Origin of the sequence: Bacillus cereus group sp. N6 (assembly GCF_016483705.1) — a bacterium.
GTDB lineage: Bacteria > Bacillota > Bacilli > Bacillales > Bacillaceae_G > Bacillus_A > Bacillus_A wiedmannii.
In genome coordinates, this window is record NZ_JAEHBI010000071.1 from 1 (window position 1) to 15,616 (window position 15,616).

Here is a 15,616-nt window from a genome sequence, read left to right on the forward strand (position 1 = left end):
TAAAAATAAAAATTGACGTTTCACGTTGTTTGTTTCGTTCAGTTTTCAAAGAACTACTCGGTCGCTCATTTGCGACTCCCTTATGTTAACATCTTCATGTTTCAATGTCAACTAAGTTTTTTATTTCGTTTGCCGCGTTCTGCGTTATTGCATCGGCGACTTGTCCTATATTACACCTCTATACTCTAATCGTCAACATATTTTTCTAAAAAAATATAAAAAGGCTTATTTCTTTTAAAATAAGCCTTTTTATCAAATATCATTCTATTCATTTATTATTTTTCTATAATTGGTAACGAGACGATAAACTGAATAATACCATCCTCATATTCTGCTCGAATACTACCACCTTGCAGCTCAACAATACTTTTCGCAATCGCTAATCCAAGTCCCGATCCTTCTGTTACTCTACTTCTAGATTGATCCTTCTTATAAAAACGTTCAAACAAACTCCCTAGCTCTTCTCTCGTAAACTCTTCACTATGATTCGCAATTACAATTTGTATATCCCGGCGCTGCCTTTGAAGAGAAACTTTTATCTCCCCATCATCTTTACTATACTTAATCGCGTTCATTAATAGATTATCAAATACACGTACCATCTTTTCCGAATCAACCGCTGCATAAGCACGTTCCTCAGGAAACTTCTTAACAAACGCAAGTCCATGCTCTTCTGCCTGCGGTACTAACTCTTCTATTAATTGCTCCAATAACTCATTTATACAAACCTCTTGTTTTTCTAATACAACTTGCTCATTTGTTAACTTCGTATACTCAAATAAATCTTCTATTAAATTCTTTAACTGCTCCGACTTCGCAAAAGCAATTCTCGTATACTCATCATGTTGTTCTTTATTTTCATATTTAGAATCTCGAAGTAATCGCAAGTAACCCATAATAGAAGTCAGTGGTGTACGCAAATCGTGAGATACATTCGTAATAAGCTCATTCTTTTGCTTCTCTAATTTACGTTCCTTTTCTATATTATTCATAAGCTCTTCTGCCATATTATTAATATTCTCAGTTAAAGACGCAATCTCGTCCTCACCTTTCTTCTCAATACGATACGCTAAGTTGCCTTTTTCTATTTCCTTTACACCTTGTGCCATCGCTTCAATTTGCTTCATCTTTCTCTTTGTTATATAGAAGAAAGAGAAAATAAATACGAGTACACCTATGCAAAATGGAAACGGCCCTTCTTGCGTATCATATATTACTTCACCTTCTGGAATCCCACTAACAAACATGTATAAATTCTTATCTTCTATTGTAATAGGTGCAAAAGCTATAAATTCTTTTCTTGTACTTTCAAATGCATCTTGGCCATTTGAATAGTTGATCGCAAATGATGCTGCATTACGAATCGTATTATGCAAATCAATTTGCTCTTCTTGCGCCTGCTTCGTTTTATATAAAACTTTACCGCTCTCGTCAGTAACCAATATTTTTAAAGCTCTAGGTCCTCGCTCTAAACTTTGGTTCTCCCTTTCGATCATATCGGATATAGCTTCTAATTTATTTTCATGAACCGAACTATTTGCCGCTCCTTGAGCTTGTTGATTAATCTCCTCCATACCAGCCCGATAATCGATCATCGCCTTCCGATTCGCATTCTCAAAAAACGGCGCTGCTGCCTTTGCTGACAAAAGACCTAATAGCGCACAAGCAGTAAACGCAGTAATAAGTTGAATTCGCACACTCCGTTTCACACTCTTCATTATCTTTCCAATTAATTCTCGAAATTTCCTAACATAAGTAAATGGATTAAATATCTTTTTCAATCTTATACCCCACTCCCCATACTGTTTTTATATATATTGGCTTCCTTGGATTCTCCTCAATCTTTTCACGCACTTTCCGAATATGAACCATTACCGTGTTATCCGACTGGAAAGATCTTTCGTTCCAAACCTTTTCATAAATTTGTTCCGCGCTAAAGACCATCCCCGGATTACGAGCTAGTAATTCTAAAATCGAAAATTCCCTCGGGGTCAGTTTCACTTCTTCTCCATCCACAATGACTGTATGAGTAGAGATGTTTATTTTCATCTCTCCAATTTCTAACTCGTCCTCATTTTGAAGAGCAAAACCATTCATCTTCATATAACGACGTAACTGAGATTTAATCCTTGCGATTAACTCTAACGGATTAAATGGTTTCGTTACGTAATCATCTGCACCTGTTGTTAATCCTAAAATTTTATCCATATCTTGCGTTTTCGCAGAAAGCATAATAATCGGCATTTCTTTCGATTCTCTTACTTTCATACACATATGAATACCATCTACCTTTGGCATCATAATATCTAATACGACTAGATGTACTTCATTTTCTTCTAGTAAACGTAATCCTTCTTCTCCGTCTCCTGCTTGCAACACTTTATATCCTTCATTCTTTAAATAGATTGTAATAAGATTTCTAATTTCTTTTTCATCATCTACGACAAGTATTGTTTCGTGCGCCACAATATCTCCCCCATCACTTTTTTAATCCCTAACTTCTATTATAGGAAAACTTCTGAAGAAAAACGCTCGGAAATCCTTAAGATTTTCTGAAGACGCAAAAAAGGTCTAGACTCCCCTTAAGTCTAGACCTTTCAAAAAACCCCTTTTATTTACGAACGTAGATGAAATATAGTACGAATAAAACTCCCATAACATACATAATTGGATGAATCTCTTTACGACGACCACTTACTACCATTGTAATTGGATAGAAGATAAACCCGATTGCAATCCCTGTCGCAATACTATACGTAAGTGGCATTGAAATGATTGTAAAGAATGCTGGTACTGCAATCTCGAATTTCTTCCAATCAATTTCGCCTAAAGATGAAACCATCAAGATCCCTACAATAATTAATGCTGGCGCTGTTACAGCTGGTGTTACAACGCTTAATAATGGCGAGAAGAATAGTGCCAGCAAGAAGAATCCTGCTGTTACAACTGCTGTAAATCCAGAACGTCCACCCGCTGCTACCCCTGCAGAAGATTCAATGTAAGACGTTGTTGTTGATGTACCTAAGATCGCACCGATTACAGTTGCAATCGCATCTGCAAATAATGCTTTTCCTGCACGTGGTAATTTATTGTTCTTCATTAATCCAGCTTGATTCGCAACCGCTACAAGTGTACCTGCTGTATCAAAGAAATCGATAAAGAAGAACGTTATAATAACAATCACCATTTGAACAGTGAAAATATCTCCGAAGTGAGTTAACGCCACACCGAACGTTGGTTCTAGACTCGGTATTGCTCCCACTACAGCTTTTGGAGTATCAATTAATCCTGTCGCTACTCCTAAAATTGCTGTAAGAATCATACCGTAGAACACTGCACCATTAACTTTCTTAATCATGAAGATGATTGTAGTAACAACCCCGAAGATTGCTAGTAACGTTGTGCCCTTTGTTAAATCCCCCAACCCAACAAGAACAGCATCATTTTTCACGATAATTCCGGCATTTTGGAAGCCAAGGAAGGCAATGAATAATCCGATACCTGCCGCTACTGCAAACTTTAACTCTGATGGAATTGCATTAATGATTTTTTCACGAATACCTGAAGCTGTAAGAATAATAAAGATAATACCTGACATTAACGTTCCAGCAATTGCTGTCTGCCATGGAATACCCATCGTTAACACTGCCGTATAAGCAAAGAACGCGTTAATTCCCATACCCGGCGCCAAAGCAATCGGATACTTCGCGAATATCCCCATAATTAACGAACCAATCGCTGCTGCTAATGCTGTAGCAACGAATACTGCACCCGGATCCATTCCTGTACCTGCTGGTAACCCTTTAACATTTCCAAGTGACAGCGTAGCAGGATTGACAAATAGTACATAAGCCATAGATAAAAATGTCGTTAAACCTGCTATGAACTCTGTTTTATAATTTGTACCGAGTTCATCAAACTGAAAATAGCGTTTCATCTTACGTTTCCCCCGTTATATGATTACTCGCCGTAATCTCCCTAGCCCTCTTTTATCTATTAAAAATAAAAAAGGCTTCCATTGCATATACATGGAAGCGTTCTATGAATAAAGACAAGTTTACCCTCATCTTTATCTAAACGCCTCGTAGTCAAGCCATTTACGGTAGCTAGGTAGAAACTTTCGGGCCATATCCCCGATATTATACGACGGCATAATATTCACTTTTCGTTTGAATTACATACTCATATTAACTCGATGAAGTAGTTTTGTCAATTTAAAAACGAACATTTTTACAAACTTTTGCATTTTCGTTCGTATTAAGAGCAAAACACAAAAGATCCATCTATGCATGAGCAATAGATGGATCTTTTTTTATAATACTATTCCCACTCGATAGTTGCTGGTGGCTTACTTGTTATATCATACACGATACGGTTAACGTGTTTTACTTCGTTTACGATACGTACAGAGATTTTCTCTAATACGTCCCAAGGGATACGTGCCCAGTCAGCTGTCATACCGTCGATAGATGTTACTGCGCGGATACCTACTGTGTAATCGTAAGTACGCTCATCACCCATAACACCTACGCTACGCATACCAGGAAGCGCAGTGAAGTATTGCCAAACTTCGCGGTCTAAGCCCGCTTTAATAATTTCTTCACGTAAAATCGCATCAGATTCACGAACGATTTCTAATTTCTCTTCTGTGATTTCACCTAATACACGAATACCAAGACCAGGGCCTGGGAATGGTTGACGCCATACGATTTCATCAGGAATTCCTAGTTCTGATCCTAATACACGTACTTCATCTTTAAATAACGTGTTTAAAGGCTCAATTAATTTGAACTGCATGTCTTCTGGAAGACCACCAACGTTATGGTGAGATTTAATTGTTTGTGCAGTTGCTGTACCACTTTCAACGATGTCTGTATAAAGTGTACCTTGCGCTAGGAAGTCCATTCCTTGTAATTTAGAAGCTTCATCATCAAATACGTAAATGAATTCATTACCGATGATTTTACGTTTTTGTTCTGGATCTTCTACACCTTTTAACTTGTTCATGAAGCGTTCTTGTGCATCCACTTTAATAACGTTCATGTGGAAGCCTTCGCTGAATGTTTTCATAACGCCTTCTGCTTCACCTTTGCGAAGTAAGCCGTGGTCAACGAAAATACATGTTAATTGATCGCCGATTGCTTTATGAATTAATACTGCTACAACAGAAGAGTCTACACCGCCGCTAAGTGCGCATAGTACTTTTTTGTCTCCAACAGTTTCACGGATTTTCTCTAATTCTACTTCGATAAAGTTCTCCATGTTCCATCCTTCAGAACAACCACATACGCCGAATACGAAGTTTTTAATTAAATCGTTACCGTGCTCAGAATGACGTACTTCTGGGTGGAATTGTACACCGTATAAGTTTTTGTCTTCATTGCTCATACCAGCAATTGGACAAGACTCACTTGTTGCATCTACTACGAATCCTTCAGGTAAACCAGTTACTAAGTCACCATGGCTCATCCATACAACTTGCTCTTCTGGAAGGTTCGCATATAATTTTGATTCGTTCTCTACTTTAAGAACAGCTTTTCCGTACTCACGGTGGTTTGCACGTTCTACTTTCCCACCGAAGTGTTGCGTCATAAGCTGCATACCGTAACAAATACCAAAGATCGGTAATCCTAGTTCAAAGATTTTTTCATCACAATGTAATGCGCCTTCACCGTATACACTATTTGGTCCACCAGAGAAGATAATCCCTTTTGGATTCATTGCTTTAATTTCTTCTGCAGTAATTGTATGTGGATGAAGTTCACTGTATACACCGAACTCACGAATTCGACGTGCTATTAACTGATTGTACTGACTCCCAAAATCTAAAACGATAATTGTATCATGCTGCTTCTTCAAAATAATCACCCCAACGTTAGTTCTCGTATATAAATATTTTTACCAATTAGGCAAAAAGCATTACTAATATAATAAAAAAAGCCAGTCCTCCGCCTCTAGTCTCATAACAAAGAAAAGGCAGGGGTCTGGCTTTATAAAGAAAGATAGTCTTCCGCTCTTTATAAATATAAGACGCACTGCCTTCATAGTCAGGTTGTTTACGGTAACCCGGTAGAGACTCTCAAACCATATCATCGAGGATATATGAAGGATTTTTTTATATTATCTCCCTAGATTCTAACAATGAAGTATCGATATGGTCAAGAGAGAAAGCGACAAAATTCTACAGAAATTAATTTCCTTTTCTAAAAAACATAAAAAAACATCCATTTCTATATAGAAATGGATGTTTTTCGAGCAAACGGAATTACATCATTCCGCCCATACCGCCCATGCCCATGCCGCCCATGTCAGGCATTGCTGGTGCATTTGGTTCTGGCTTGTCAGCAACTACAGCTTCAGTCGTTAAGAACATAGCTGCAACAGATGCTGCGTTTTGAAGTGCAGAACGAGTTACTTTAGCTGGATCTACGATACCAGTTTCAAGCATGTTAACCCACTCGCCAGTAGCTGCGTTGAAACCAACGCCTACTTTTTCGCCTTTTAGACGCTCTACAACTACAGATCCTTCTAGACCAGCGTTGATTGCGATTTGACGAACTGGCTCTTCTAGTGCGCGAAGTACGATGTTGATACCTGTTGCTTCGTCGCCTTCAGCTACGATAGAAGCTACTTTCGTGTATACGTTCATAAGTGAAGTACCACCACCTGCAACGATACCTTCTTCTACTGCTGCACGAGTTGAGTTAAGTGCATCTTCAATGCGAAGTTTGCGCTCTTTTAACTCAGTTTCAGTTGCTGCACCTACTTTAATTACTGCTACGCCACCTGCAAGTTTTGCAAGACGCTCTTGTAATTTTTCACGATCGAATTCAGAAGTAGTTTCTTCTAATTGCGCGCGGATTTGACCGATGCGAGCTTCGATTTGTTGTGAATTTCCGATACCTTCAACTACAGTTGTGTTTTCTTTCGTTACAACAACTTTACCAGCACGTCCTAAAGATTCAATTGTAGCAGATTTTAAGTCACGACCTAATTCTTCAGTGATTACTTCGCCACCAGTTAAGATTGCGATATCTTCTAGCATTGCTTTACGACGGTCACCAAATCCAGGAGCTTTAACAGCTACTACATTGAATGTACCACGAAGTTTGTTCACTACTAATGTAGCTAAAGCTTCGCCTTCTACATCTTCAGCGATGATAAGAAGTGGTTTACCTTGTTGTACCACTTGCTCTAATACTGGTAAGATTTCTTGGATGTTAGAAATCTTCTTATCAGTAATTAAGATGTATGGGTTATCAAGAACTGCTTCCATTTTGTCAGAATCAGTAATCATGTAAGGAGATGCATATCCACGATCAAATTGCATACCTTCTACTACGTCTAATTCTGTTGTAAATCCTTTAGATTCTTCTAAAGTAATAACGCCGTCGTTACCAACGCGCTCCATTGCTTCAGCGATTAATTGACCTACTTCTTCGTCAGCTGCAGAAATAGCAGCTACTTGTGCGATAGAAGATTTGCCTTCGATTGGTTTAGAAATCTCTTTTAATTCTGCAATTGCAGCAGTAACAGCTTTTTCGATACCTTTACGAAGACCCATTGGGTTCGCACCAGCTGTTACGTTTTTAAGACCTTCACGAATCATAGCTTGTGCTAATACAGTTGCAGTTGTTGTTCCGTCACCAGCTACATCATTTGTTTTGCTAGCAACTTCTGCTACTAATTTTGCACCCATGTTTTCGAATGCATCTTCTAATTCGATTTCTTTTGCGATTGTTACACCATCATTTGTAATAAGTGGTGAACCAAATTTTTTCTCAAGTACAACGTTACGACCTTTTGGTCCAAGCGTTACTTTTACTGCGTTTGCAAGAGTGTCGACACCGCGAAGCATCGAACGACGTGCTTCTTCACTAAATTTAATATCTTTTGCCATAATAATTGACCCCCTTGAATTTTTTAAGATTTATATAATTAACCGATAACTGCTAAAATGTCACTTTCACGTAAAATCAAGTAGTCAGTACCTTCATATTTTACTTCAGTACCTGCATATTTTGAGAAGATGATAAGATCACCTGCAGCTACCTCTAGAGCAACACGCTCACCATTTTCAAGCACTCGACCAGTACCTACTGCAATAACTTTACCCTCTTGTGGTTTTTCTTTTGCAGTGTCTGGTAATACAATACCACTTGCTGTTTTTTCTTCTGCTTGAACAAGCTCAATTACAACGCGATCACCTAATGGCTTTAGCATGAACAATAACCTCCTCATTTTGTTATGTAAATTTTATTTATTAGCACTCAAGTCACCCGAGTGCTAACACACTTATAATAATAAATAATCTCAATTTCTTTTGCAAGTAAAAAAATCATAATTTTTTCGCAAATTAAGCTATACACTTTTCTATATAGAGTCCCTCTTCTTCTACCTTTACTATATGAATCGTTGTTTCCCCTACTCGTATGTTACAATATGAAAGGACACCCTAAGTTGTTTTCGCTATACACACAACTTTCTCCTGTCTTCTATTATAATTTCAAATAAGGATTTACGAAAAAAACATAATTTAAGCGAGGTTTATATCGTAGGTAGCATACTTACATGTTATCCTACCTTATCTCATACACTAGAGTTAGAAAGGATGGTTAAACCATTTGAAAAAACAATATTGGTGGGTTATCGTTACATACATTTTAATGCAGTTATCATCCATTGCTGGATTACCACTTCTGCTGAAAACTGGACTTTATGATAACAGGGGATTTACTAGAGAAGAGAAATTTCAACTCATAACTGGCCACTGGGCAATCATTAGCTTCTTTATTGCATTATGTATCGTACTTTGGTTACTTAGAACAGATATTCGTGACAGACGTTTAGATACAATGCGCTCTACTGTTCCAGCTACGATTGGTTGGATTTTTATCGGGTTCTTCCTAGCATTTTTCTCACAAAGTATTGCCGGTATGATAGAAATGCGTGTATTAGGAATTAAACCTGGATCAGAAAATACAGCAAGACTTATGGATATCGCAAAAACGACACCTTGGTTCCTTATCGTTATCTCTATAATAGGACCTATTTTGGAAGAAATCGTATTTAGAAAAATTTTATTTGGTACACTTTATAAGAAGTTTAACTTCTTTATTGCTGCTATCATTAGTTCTCTTGTATTCGCAGCAATTCATTTTGATTTCACTCACTTATTGGTATACACTTCTATGGGACTCGTATTCGCCTTTTTATATGTAAAAACGAAGCGTATTATCGTCCCTATCGCAGCTCATGTTGCAATGAATACATTAGTTGCAGTTGCTCAAGTTTTAATGAGCAATGAACAAATTCAAGAAATGATTAAAGAAGCTGAAAAAATGCAAGGCTTTATCGGAGGATTTTTAGTATGAGGAACTCACCATTGTTCATGGCTGCATTGTACTTCCTTCTAGGATGTATCTTTACACGCTTCGCCATTACGAACGTAACAGATACAATCTGGAATATGTGGACAATACTATTTGCAGTTATGGCAACAATTGATTTTAATTTGGCACTTCGCCTTATCTTAGTTAAATTCACAAAGAAAAAACAATAATAAAACGCAGAGGTCGCTTCCTCTGCGTTTTATTGTGGATAATTCTTTAAAAAGTAAACAAGTGTTTGTAACTCTACCGCTAAATCAATATGGTGAATTCTTATATTATCTGACACATTTAAGCGCGCTGGTGTGAAATTTAAAATACCATGCACGTTCGTTTCTGCCAATCTATCTGCTACAGATTGTGCCACTGTAGCGGGTACTGTTAATATTGCCACTTGTATATCAGTTGATAAACGTTCTTCTAATTCATCTAAATGATATACAGGAATGCCCCCGATTTCTGTCCCGACTTTCTCTTCACTAACATCAAACGCCATTTCAATTTTTGTATTATTGTTTTTCGTGAAATTATAATGTAAGAAAGCGGTCCCTAAATTACCTACTCCAATAAGTGCTACACGTGTTATATCATCTTGGTCGAGTGTTTCACGGAAAAATGATAATAAATAATTTACGTTATATCCATAACCTTTTTTCCCTAACGCTCCAAAATATGAAAAATCTCTTCGAATCGTTGCGGAATCAACTTTTACCGCTTCACTCAATTCGGCTGATGAAACACGTTGCTTACCAGAAAGAGATAAGTTTTGGATAAATCGATAGTATAGAGGCAATCGTTTGGCAGTGGCCTGTGGAATTTTTTGCTGCTCCATATAACCTCTCCTCTCTTCCTACCTTTATTCATATACTTGAATCAAATACAGAAGTTTAGCACTCATGAATTTCCCTGTATAATAAAGAGAAGAAGTATTCTCTCTTTATTTTAAACTATACACTATTTTTAGTATGATTGAGAAATATAAACATGGCAAAGTTAAGAAATTATTTGAGGTGAAAACATTGATTTTATTACAAGTAAACGCGCTTACGAAATTATACGGTGCCGAAACGATTCTTGCAAACATAAAATTGGAAGTTCAAACGAAAGATCGTATCGCATTAGTCGGACGAAATGGGGCCGGAAAATCTACACTATTAAAAATAATAGCTGGTGAGCTATCTCATGATGGTGGCGAAATTATAAAACCAAAAGATGTCTCAATCGGATATTTAGCTCAAAATACCGGGTTAGAAACGTCTTTAACAATTTGGGATGAAATGTTAACCGTCTTTACACACTTGCAGCAAATGGAGACAAAACTTCGAAGGCTAGAGCAAGAGATGGGAAAAGAAGAAAACTTTTCAAACGAGGCTACATATGAAAGATTATTAGCTGATTATGACCAATTGCAATTAGATTATAAAGATCAAGGTGGATATCAATATGAAGCAGATATTCGCTCGATTTTAAGTGGTCTTGGCTTCCCAGTTGAAACGCACCAGACGACGATTTCTACATTAAGCGGTGGACAAAAAACACGATTAGCTCTCGGTAAATTATTATTAACGAAACCAGACCTACTTATTTTGGACGAGCCTACAAACCATTTAGACATCGAAACATTAACATGGCTTGAACAATATTTACAAGGCTATCCTGGCGCAATACTAATCGTTTCCCATGACCGTTATTTCTTAGATAAACTCGTTACACAAGTATATGAAATTTCGAATAAAGAAAGCAGACGATTTGTTGGTAACTACAGTAAATATTTAGACTTAAAATCAGCATTATACGAGCAAGACATGAAACGTTATGAAAAACAACAAGATGAAATCGCTAAGCTTGAGGATTTCGTTCAAAAAAATATAGCGCGCGCATCTACGACAAAACGTGCTCAAAGCCGTCGTAAACAATTAGATAGAATGGAATTATTGACTAGACCATTAGGTGATTCTAAGTCAGCATCCTTCCACTTCGATATCGAAAAACAAAGTGGAAATGATGTTTTACAAGTAAAGGATGCAACTATCGGCTATGATGATGATCCGATTATTGAACATGTAACTATGCGCTTAACTCGCGGGGATAGCGTTGCTTTAGTTGGTCCAAACGGAATTGGAAAATCCACATTATTAAAATCACTTGTGAATAAGTTACCACTATTAAATGGTGATGTTTCTTTCGGATCCAATGTATCTGTTGGTTATTATGATCAAGAACAAGCAAACTTAACATCTTCTAAGCGAGTTTTAAATGAGTTATGGGATGAATATCCATTGCAGCCCGAAAAAGAAATTCGCACGATATTAGGTAACTTCTTATTCACAGGGGATGATGTACTAAAACCAGTATCTTCTCTTAGTGGTGGACAAAAAGCTCGATTAGCTCTTGCAAAACTTATGATGCAAAAATCAAATTTATTAATTCTCGATGAACCTACGAACCATCTTGATTTAAATAGTAAAGAAATTTTGGAGAATGCTTTAATTGATTATCCAGGCACCCTTCTATTTGTTTCACATGACCGCTACTTTATTAATCGTGTAACGACGACCGTTGTTGAGTTGTCAACAGAAGGTGCACAAGAGTATTTAGGCGATTACGATTACTATGTGGAGAAGAAAAATGAAATGATTGAACGTGCAGCATTTGAACAACAAGAACAGCAAGAAAACCAAGCACCTGTTCAAAAAACTGTAGCGCAAGAAAAATTAAATTATCTCGAAGAAAAAGAGCGTAAACAATTAGAACGTCAACGCACTCGAAAAATTGAGGAACTAGAACAAAATATTGTAGAATTTGAAGAAGAAATTGCTACGTTAGAAGATCAACTTTGCTTACCAGAAATATACGCAGATTATGAAAAGGCTAGTGAAATTACAACGAAAAAGCAAACACTACAAGAGCAACTTGATGCTTGTATGGCAGAATGGGAAGAATTACATTTATAAGAGTATGAATAAGAAGGATGTCTCATAAGTCGGGATTTTTGACTATGCGACATCCTTTTTATCTTCTAGCTGGGGTATAAACGATTCGACACGACATACCGATTTACCGACAAAGTTTGACAATGTTGGCTCGCCCCTATAATAAGGGGACATTTCAAAATGTTTTTTAGAGATATCTTCTTGCGATTTATTTCCCAAAAAAGAATACATTCAAAGGTCAGACTTCTTCTGCTTTATCCACAGGTTTATACACATATCCACCTTTATAAAATAAACCCCAAAATAACTTTTCCACATTATCCACAACTTCCAAAAAAGTTATCAACATTTTATATACACAATAAAACCCACATTATCAACAGATAATATGGGTTTTATCCACAAGCTGTGGTTAATTTTGTGCATAACTATTCTTCAATATCTAATCCTGGATTTGCATTTAGAGCTAATGTAGCACGTTTTCCTTGTTCATATGCAATTGTACCTGCGGCTGCAATCATCGCTGCATTATCGGTACATAAAGATAGTGGAGGAATAATTAGCTCGATATTTTCTTTTGTCGCAAATTCCGCTTCCAAACGTGCGCGAAGTCCTTTATTCGCAGCTACTCCACCAGCAAGAAGCAGTTGCTTTACGTTATACGCTTCTGCTGCACGAGATGCTTTCGTTACAAGCACATCTATTACACTCGCTTGGAAACTTGCTGCTAAATCTTCCGGTGCAATTTCTATCCCGCGTTGTTTCGCGTTATGCACAGTGTTGATAACTGCTGATTTCAATCCACTGAAACTGAAATCATACGAATCAGGTTCTAGCCATGCACGAGGCAAATCGATTGTCGGTTCCCCTTCATGTGCAAGGCGATCAATGTGAGGACCACCTGGATATGGCATGGATAATGTTCGAGCTACTTTATCATATGCCTCTCCAGCTGCATCATCTCTTGTTTCACCAATCACTTCGAATGAACCATGTTCTTTCATATAAACAAGCTCCGTATGTCCACCAGATACAACAAGTGATAGTAGTGGGAATTGAACTTCTTTTACTAAACGGTTCGCATAAATGTGCCCAGCTATATGATGAACACCCACTAGAGGAATATCATGTGCAAAAGCCACTGCTTTCGCTGCATTTACCCCTATTAAAAGCGCTCCTACTAACCCAGGTCCTTCTGTTACAGCAATTGCATCAATATCATCAAATGTGATATTTGCTTCTTTTAAAGCTTCTTCTAACACAACTGTAATTTCTTCTACATGATGACGGGATGCAATCTCTGGTACAACTCCGCCAAAACGTTTATGACTTTCAATTTGTGATGCAACGACATTCGCAATAATTTCCGTTCCATTTTTAACAACTGCTACTGCTGTTTCATCACAACTTGTTTCAATACCAAGTATAATCGTATTTTTTTCCATTATATATTCACCCACATTACGAGACCATCTTCCTGATTGTCTGCATAGTATCGTTTACGAATTCCACCATTTTGAAATCCGTATTTTCTGTATAACTGTTTTGCTACTTCATTTGATACACGTACTTCAAGCGTCATCGTTTTTACCCCTAAATCTTTCGCTTCGGAAATAACTTCTTTCAATAAAGCATCCCCTAGCTTTTGACCTCTGTATTCTGGTAAAATAGCTACATTTGTTATATGTGATTCATCAATAATTATCCACAATCCACAATACCCAATTACACGACCATCTTTTTCTAGCACAACATAATGTGCATGTTCATTCGTCGTTAACTCACGGTGAAAGGCATCTGCAGTCCAAGGAGTTGAAAAAGACGCTTCTTCAATAGCTACAATTTGAGCGATATCATCGAGTTCCATCTTTCTAAATATCATATCCATCTTCTGCAAGCTCCTACTTGTTTTGACTTTCTAACCACTTTGTTTCAGCTTCAGCTAAACGAAGATAACTAGGAACAAATGAATGTACATCTTGTTCTTCTTTTTGTAACCCTAAGAAAGCTAACTCACTTGGTCTTGGGTTATTTTTAGTGAAGGGAGCAAATACAGCTTGGTTGCCTAAATGTTCGATAATCGTCTCTTTGTGCAGTTTAACATCGTTACCAATAAATAAAACAGGCTTTCCTGTATCTTTTAACATTTGCAACCAGTCTACAATAAGGATGATTCGGTCTTCTTCTATAGAAGTTAAATGCTCTCCTTCATATGTATATAACCCAGTATAAATTTGTCCGCGTCTTCCATCGAATAAAGGACAGATTAATCCATCAAAATTAGCACCGTTTGCAGCCACTACTTCTAAACTTGATACACCTACAATTGGTATTTGAAGTGACCAAGCTAATGTTTTTGCAACTGTCACACCTATGCGAACACCTGTATATGATCCAGGTCCAGCAGCTACAACTATTTTAGTTAATTCTTTCGGTTTTACACCACATTCTTTTAACAATTTCTCTACAGCTGGCATAAGACGTACAGAATGGTTTTTTGTTAAGTTTGTAATGATTTCCCCAATTACGTTTCCTTCCTCAATAAGGGATACACCCATTACGTAATTTGAAGTATCAATTGCTAGTACTTTCATCTTGTAATAGCTCCTCACATAATCTAATATATCGATCTCCAATTGGCTCGAGTACAATTTTCCTTGTATCATCTCCAGCATGGAATAAACTAATTTGTAACTTCTCATTCGGTAAAAATGCTTCTATTAAATGAGCCCATTCTACTACAGTAATTCCTTCACCGTAGAAATACTCATCAAAACCTAAGTCCTCTTCACTTTCTGCTAAGCGATACACGTCCATATGATATAGCGGCAATCTCCCTTTATATTCTTTAATAATATTAAAGGTTGGACTATTTACAACTCTTTTCACTCCAAGACCTTTTGCTAGTCCTTTTGTAAAAGTTGTCTTACCAGCCCCTAGATCTCCTTCTAAAATAATTACATCTTGTGCCCCGACAAGTCCACCTAGTTTTTCTGATAATCTTTGTGTTTCCTCAGAAGAGTTTGTTGTTATTTCATATTTACTCACAGACTTCACCTACTTTACTCACAATGTTCTCTGCTCTTTATTATACAGGTTTTGAATATATAAAAAAGTCCTTAGGAGTTTTCCTAAGGATAGTTTGACTGTCTTTATTAGTTTTTTGTTAAAACAAATAAAAAAATACGAAACAACATGTTTCGTTCTTTTCTTTATATAAAATGGCGGTCCCGACCGGGGTCGAACCGGCGATCTCCTGCGTGACAGGCAGGCATGTTAACCACTACACCACGG

14 protein-coding genes and 2 riboswitches are annotated in these 15,616 nt (G+C 37.2%); of the genes, 3 read left to right on the forward strand and 11 right to left on the reverse strand.

Annotation, left to right across the window (positions count from 1 at the left end):
- Positions 1 to 275: 275 nt before the first annotated feature.
- From JDS99_RS28045 to groES, 6 genes are all read right to left on the reverse strand, one after another.
- Positions 276 to 1,781: a sensor histidine kinase gene (locus tag JDS99_RS28045; protein WP_088610257.1), complete on the reverse strand. Its 1,506-nt coding sequence runs from the start codon at positions 1,779 to 1,781 to the stop codon at positions 276 to 278.
- Positions 1,765 to 2,466, reverse strand: a complete 702-nt coding sequence (locus JDS99_RS28050) for a response regulator transcription factor (protein ID WP_087981820.1) — start codon at positions 2,464 to 2,466, stop codon at positions 1,765 to 1,767. The genes JDS99_RS28045 and JDS99_RS28050 overlap by 17 nt, the downstream gene beginning before the upstream one ends.
- A 145-nt stretch (positions 2,467 to 2,611) precedes the next feature.
- The gene (locus JDS99_RS28055) at positions 2,612 to 3,937 is read right to left on the reverse strand and encodes an NCS2 family permease (protein ID WP_000833097.1); all 1,326 of its coding nucleotides are present in this window, start codon (positions 3,935 to 3,937) and stop codon (positions 2,612 to 2,614) included.
- Positions 3,938 to 4,065: 128 nt separating this feature from the next.
- A riboswitch (purine riboswitch) is annotated at positions 4,066 to 4,167 on the reverse strand.
- A 153-nt stretch (positions 4,168 to 4,320) separates the two neighbouring features.
- Positions 4,321 to 5,859, reverse strand: coding sequence for a glutamine-hydrolyzing GMP synthase (guaA, locus tag JDS99_RS28060; RefSeq protein ID WP_098133539.1), 1,539 nt, complete (start codon positions 5,857 to 5,859; stop codon positions 4,321 to 4,323).
- A gap of 165 nt (positions 5,860 to 6,024) precedes the next feature.
- A riboswitch (purine riboswitch) is annotated at positions 6,025 to 6,126 on the reverse strand.
- Between the two features lie 139 nt (positions 6,127 to 6,265).
- Complete coding sequence (gene groL / locus JDS99_RS28065) at positions 6,266 to 7,900, reverse strand: chaperonin GroEL (RefSeq protein WP_001029984.1); 1,635 nt, start codon at positions 7,898 to 7,900, stop codon at positions 6,266 to 6,268.
- A 38-nt stretch (positions 7,901 to 7,938) separates the two neighbouring features.
- Complete coding sequence (gene groES, locus JDS99_RS28070) at positions 7,939 to 8,223, reverse strand: co-chaperone GroES (protein WP_000917306.1); 285 nt, start codon at positions 8,221 to 8,223, stop codon at positions 7,939 to 7,941.
- Positions 8,224 to 8,624: 401 nt separating this feature from the next.
- On the opposite strand from groES, the gene JDS99_RS28075 reads away from it, so the two are divergent.
- Positions 8,625 to 9,374, forward strand: coding sequence for a CPBP family intramembrane glutamic endopeptidase (locus JDS99_RS28075; protein ID WP_087981823.1), 750 nt, complete (start codon positions 8,625 to 8,627; stop codon positions 9,372 to 9,374).
- Entirely contained in the window at positions 9,371 to 9,562 is a 192-nt protein-coding gene (locus JDS99_RS28080) for a YdiK family protein (RefSeq protein ID WP_001246201.1), read from the forward strand. The genes JDS99_RS28075 and JDS99_RS28080 overlap by 4 nt, the downstream gene beginning before the upstream one ends.
- Before the next feature lie 29 nt (positions 9,563 to 9,591).
- Here JDS99_RS28080 and JDS99_RS28085 read toward each other — a convergent pair whose 3' ends face one another.
- The gene (locus tag JDS99_RS28085) at positions 9,592 to 10,221 is read right to left on the reverse strand and encodes a redox-sensing transcriptional repressor Rex (RefSeq protein WP_000437704.1); all 630 of its coding nucleotides are present in this window, start codon (positions 10,219 to 10,221) and stop codon (positions 9,592 to 9,594) included.
- 187 nt (positions 10,222 to 10,408) lie between these two features.
- Between JDS99_RS28085 and JDS99_RS28090 the strand changes: the two genes are divergently transcribed.
- Complete coding sequence (locus JDS99_RS28090; RefSeq protein WP_000602169.1) at positions 10,409 to 12,343, forward strand: ABC-F family ATP-binding cassette domain-containing protein; 1,935 nt, start codon at positions 10,409 to 10,411, stop codon at positions 12,341 to 12,343.
- 407 nt (positions 12,344 to 12,750) lie between these two features.
- Here JDS99_RS28090 and tsaD read toward each other — a convergent pair whose 3' ends face one another.
- From tsaD to tsaE, 4 genes are read right to left on the reverse strand one after another with little or no spacing between them, the layout of a single operon-like run.
- Positions 12,751 to 13,767 (reverse strand): tRNA (adenosine(37)-N6)-threonylcarbamoyltransferase complex transferase subunit TsaD, encoded by a 1,017-nt coding sequence (tsaD, locus tag JDS99_RS28095; RefSeq protein WP_000414582.1) that lies wholly within the window; start codon positions 13,765 to 13,767, stop codon positions 12,751 to 12,753.
- A complete protein-coding gene (gene rimI, locus JDS99_RS28100) occupies positions 13,767 to 14,210 on the reverse strand; it encodes a ribosomal protein S18-alanine N-acetyltransferase (RefSeq protein WP_000367200.1) in 444 nt (147 codons plus the stop codon). Before rimI ends, tsaD begins: the two co-directional genes overlap by 1 nt.
- A 13-nt stretch (positions 14,211 to 14,223) precedes the next feature.
- Positions 14,224 to 14,916: a tRNA (adenosine(37)-N6)-threonylcarbamoyltransferase complex dimerization subunit type 1 TsaB gene (tsaB, locus tag JDS99_RS28105; RefSeq protein WP_098133538.1), complete on the reverse strand. Its 693-nt coding sequence runs from the start codon at positions 14,914 to 14,916 to the stop codon at positions 14,224 to 14,226.
- Entirely contained in the window at positions 14,897 to 15,370 is a 474-nt protein-coding gene (tsaE, locus tag JDS99_RS28110) for a tRNA (adenosine(37)-N6)-threonylcarbamoyltransferase complex ATPase subunit type 1 TsaE (RefSeq protein WP_000049636.1), read from the reverse strand. The genes tsaB and tsaE overlap by 20 nt, the downstream gene beginning before the upstream one ends.
- Positions 15,371 to 15,616: the final 246 nt, after the last annotated feature.

Bases quoted from the DNA above. Each gene is read 5' to 3' on its own strand.
- JDS99_RS28055 (WP_000833097.1), bottom strand. From the start codon at position 3,937: ATGAAACGCTATTTTCAGTTTGATGAACTCGGTACAAATTATAAAACA.
- groL (WP_001029984.1), bottom strand. From the start codon at position 7,900: ATGGCAAAAGATATTAAATTTAGTGAAGAAGCACGTCGTTCGATGCTT.
- groES (WP_000917306.1), bottom strand. From the start codon at position 8,223: ATGCTAAAGCCATTAGGTGATCGCGTTGTAATTGAGCTTGTTCAAGCA.
- JDS99_RS28080 (WP_001246201.1), top strand. From the start codon at position 9,371: ATGAGGAACTCACCATTGTTCATGGCTGCATTGTACTTCCTTCTAGGA.
- JDS99_RS28085 (WP_000437704.1), bottom strand. From the start codon at position 10,221: ATGGAGCAGCAAAAAATTCCACAGGCCACTGCCAAACGATTGCCTCTA.
- tsaD (WP_000414582.1), bottom strand. From the start codon at position 13,767: ATGGAAAAAAATACGATTATACTTGGTATTGAAACAAGTTGTGATGAA.
- rimI (WP_000367200.1), bottom strand. From the start codon at position 14,210: ATGGATATGATATTTAGAAAGATGGAACTCGATGATATCGCTCAAATT.
- tsaB (WP_098133538.1), bottom strand. From the start codon at position 14,916: ATGAAAGTACTAGCAATTGATACTTCAAATTACGTAATGGGTGTATCC.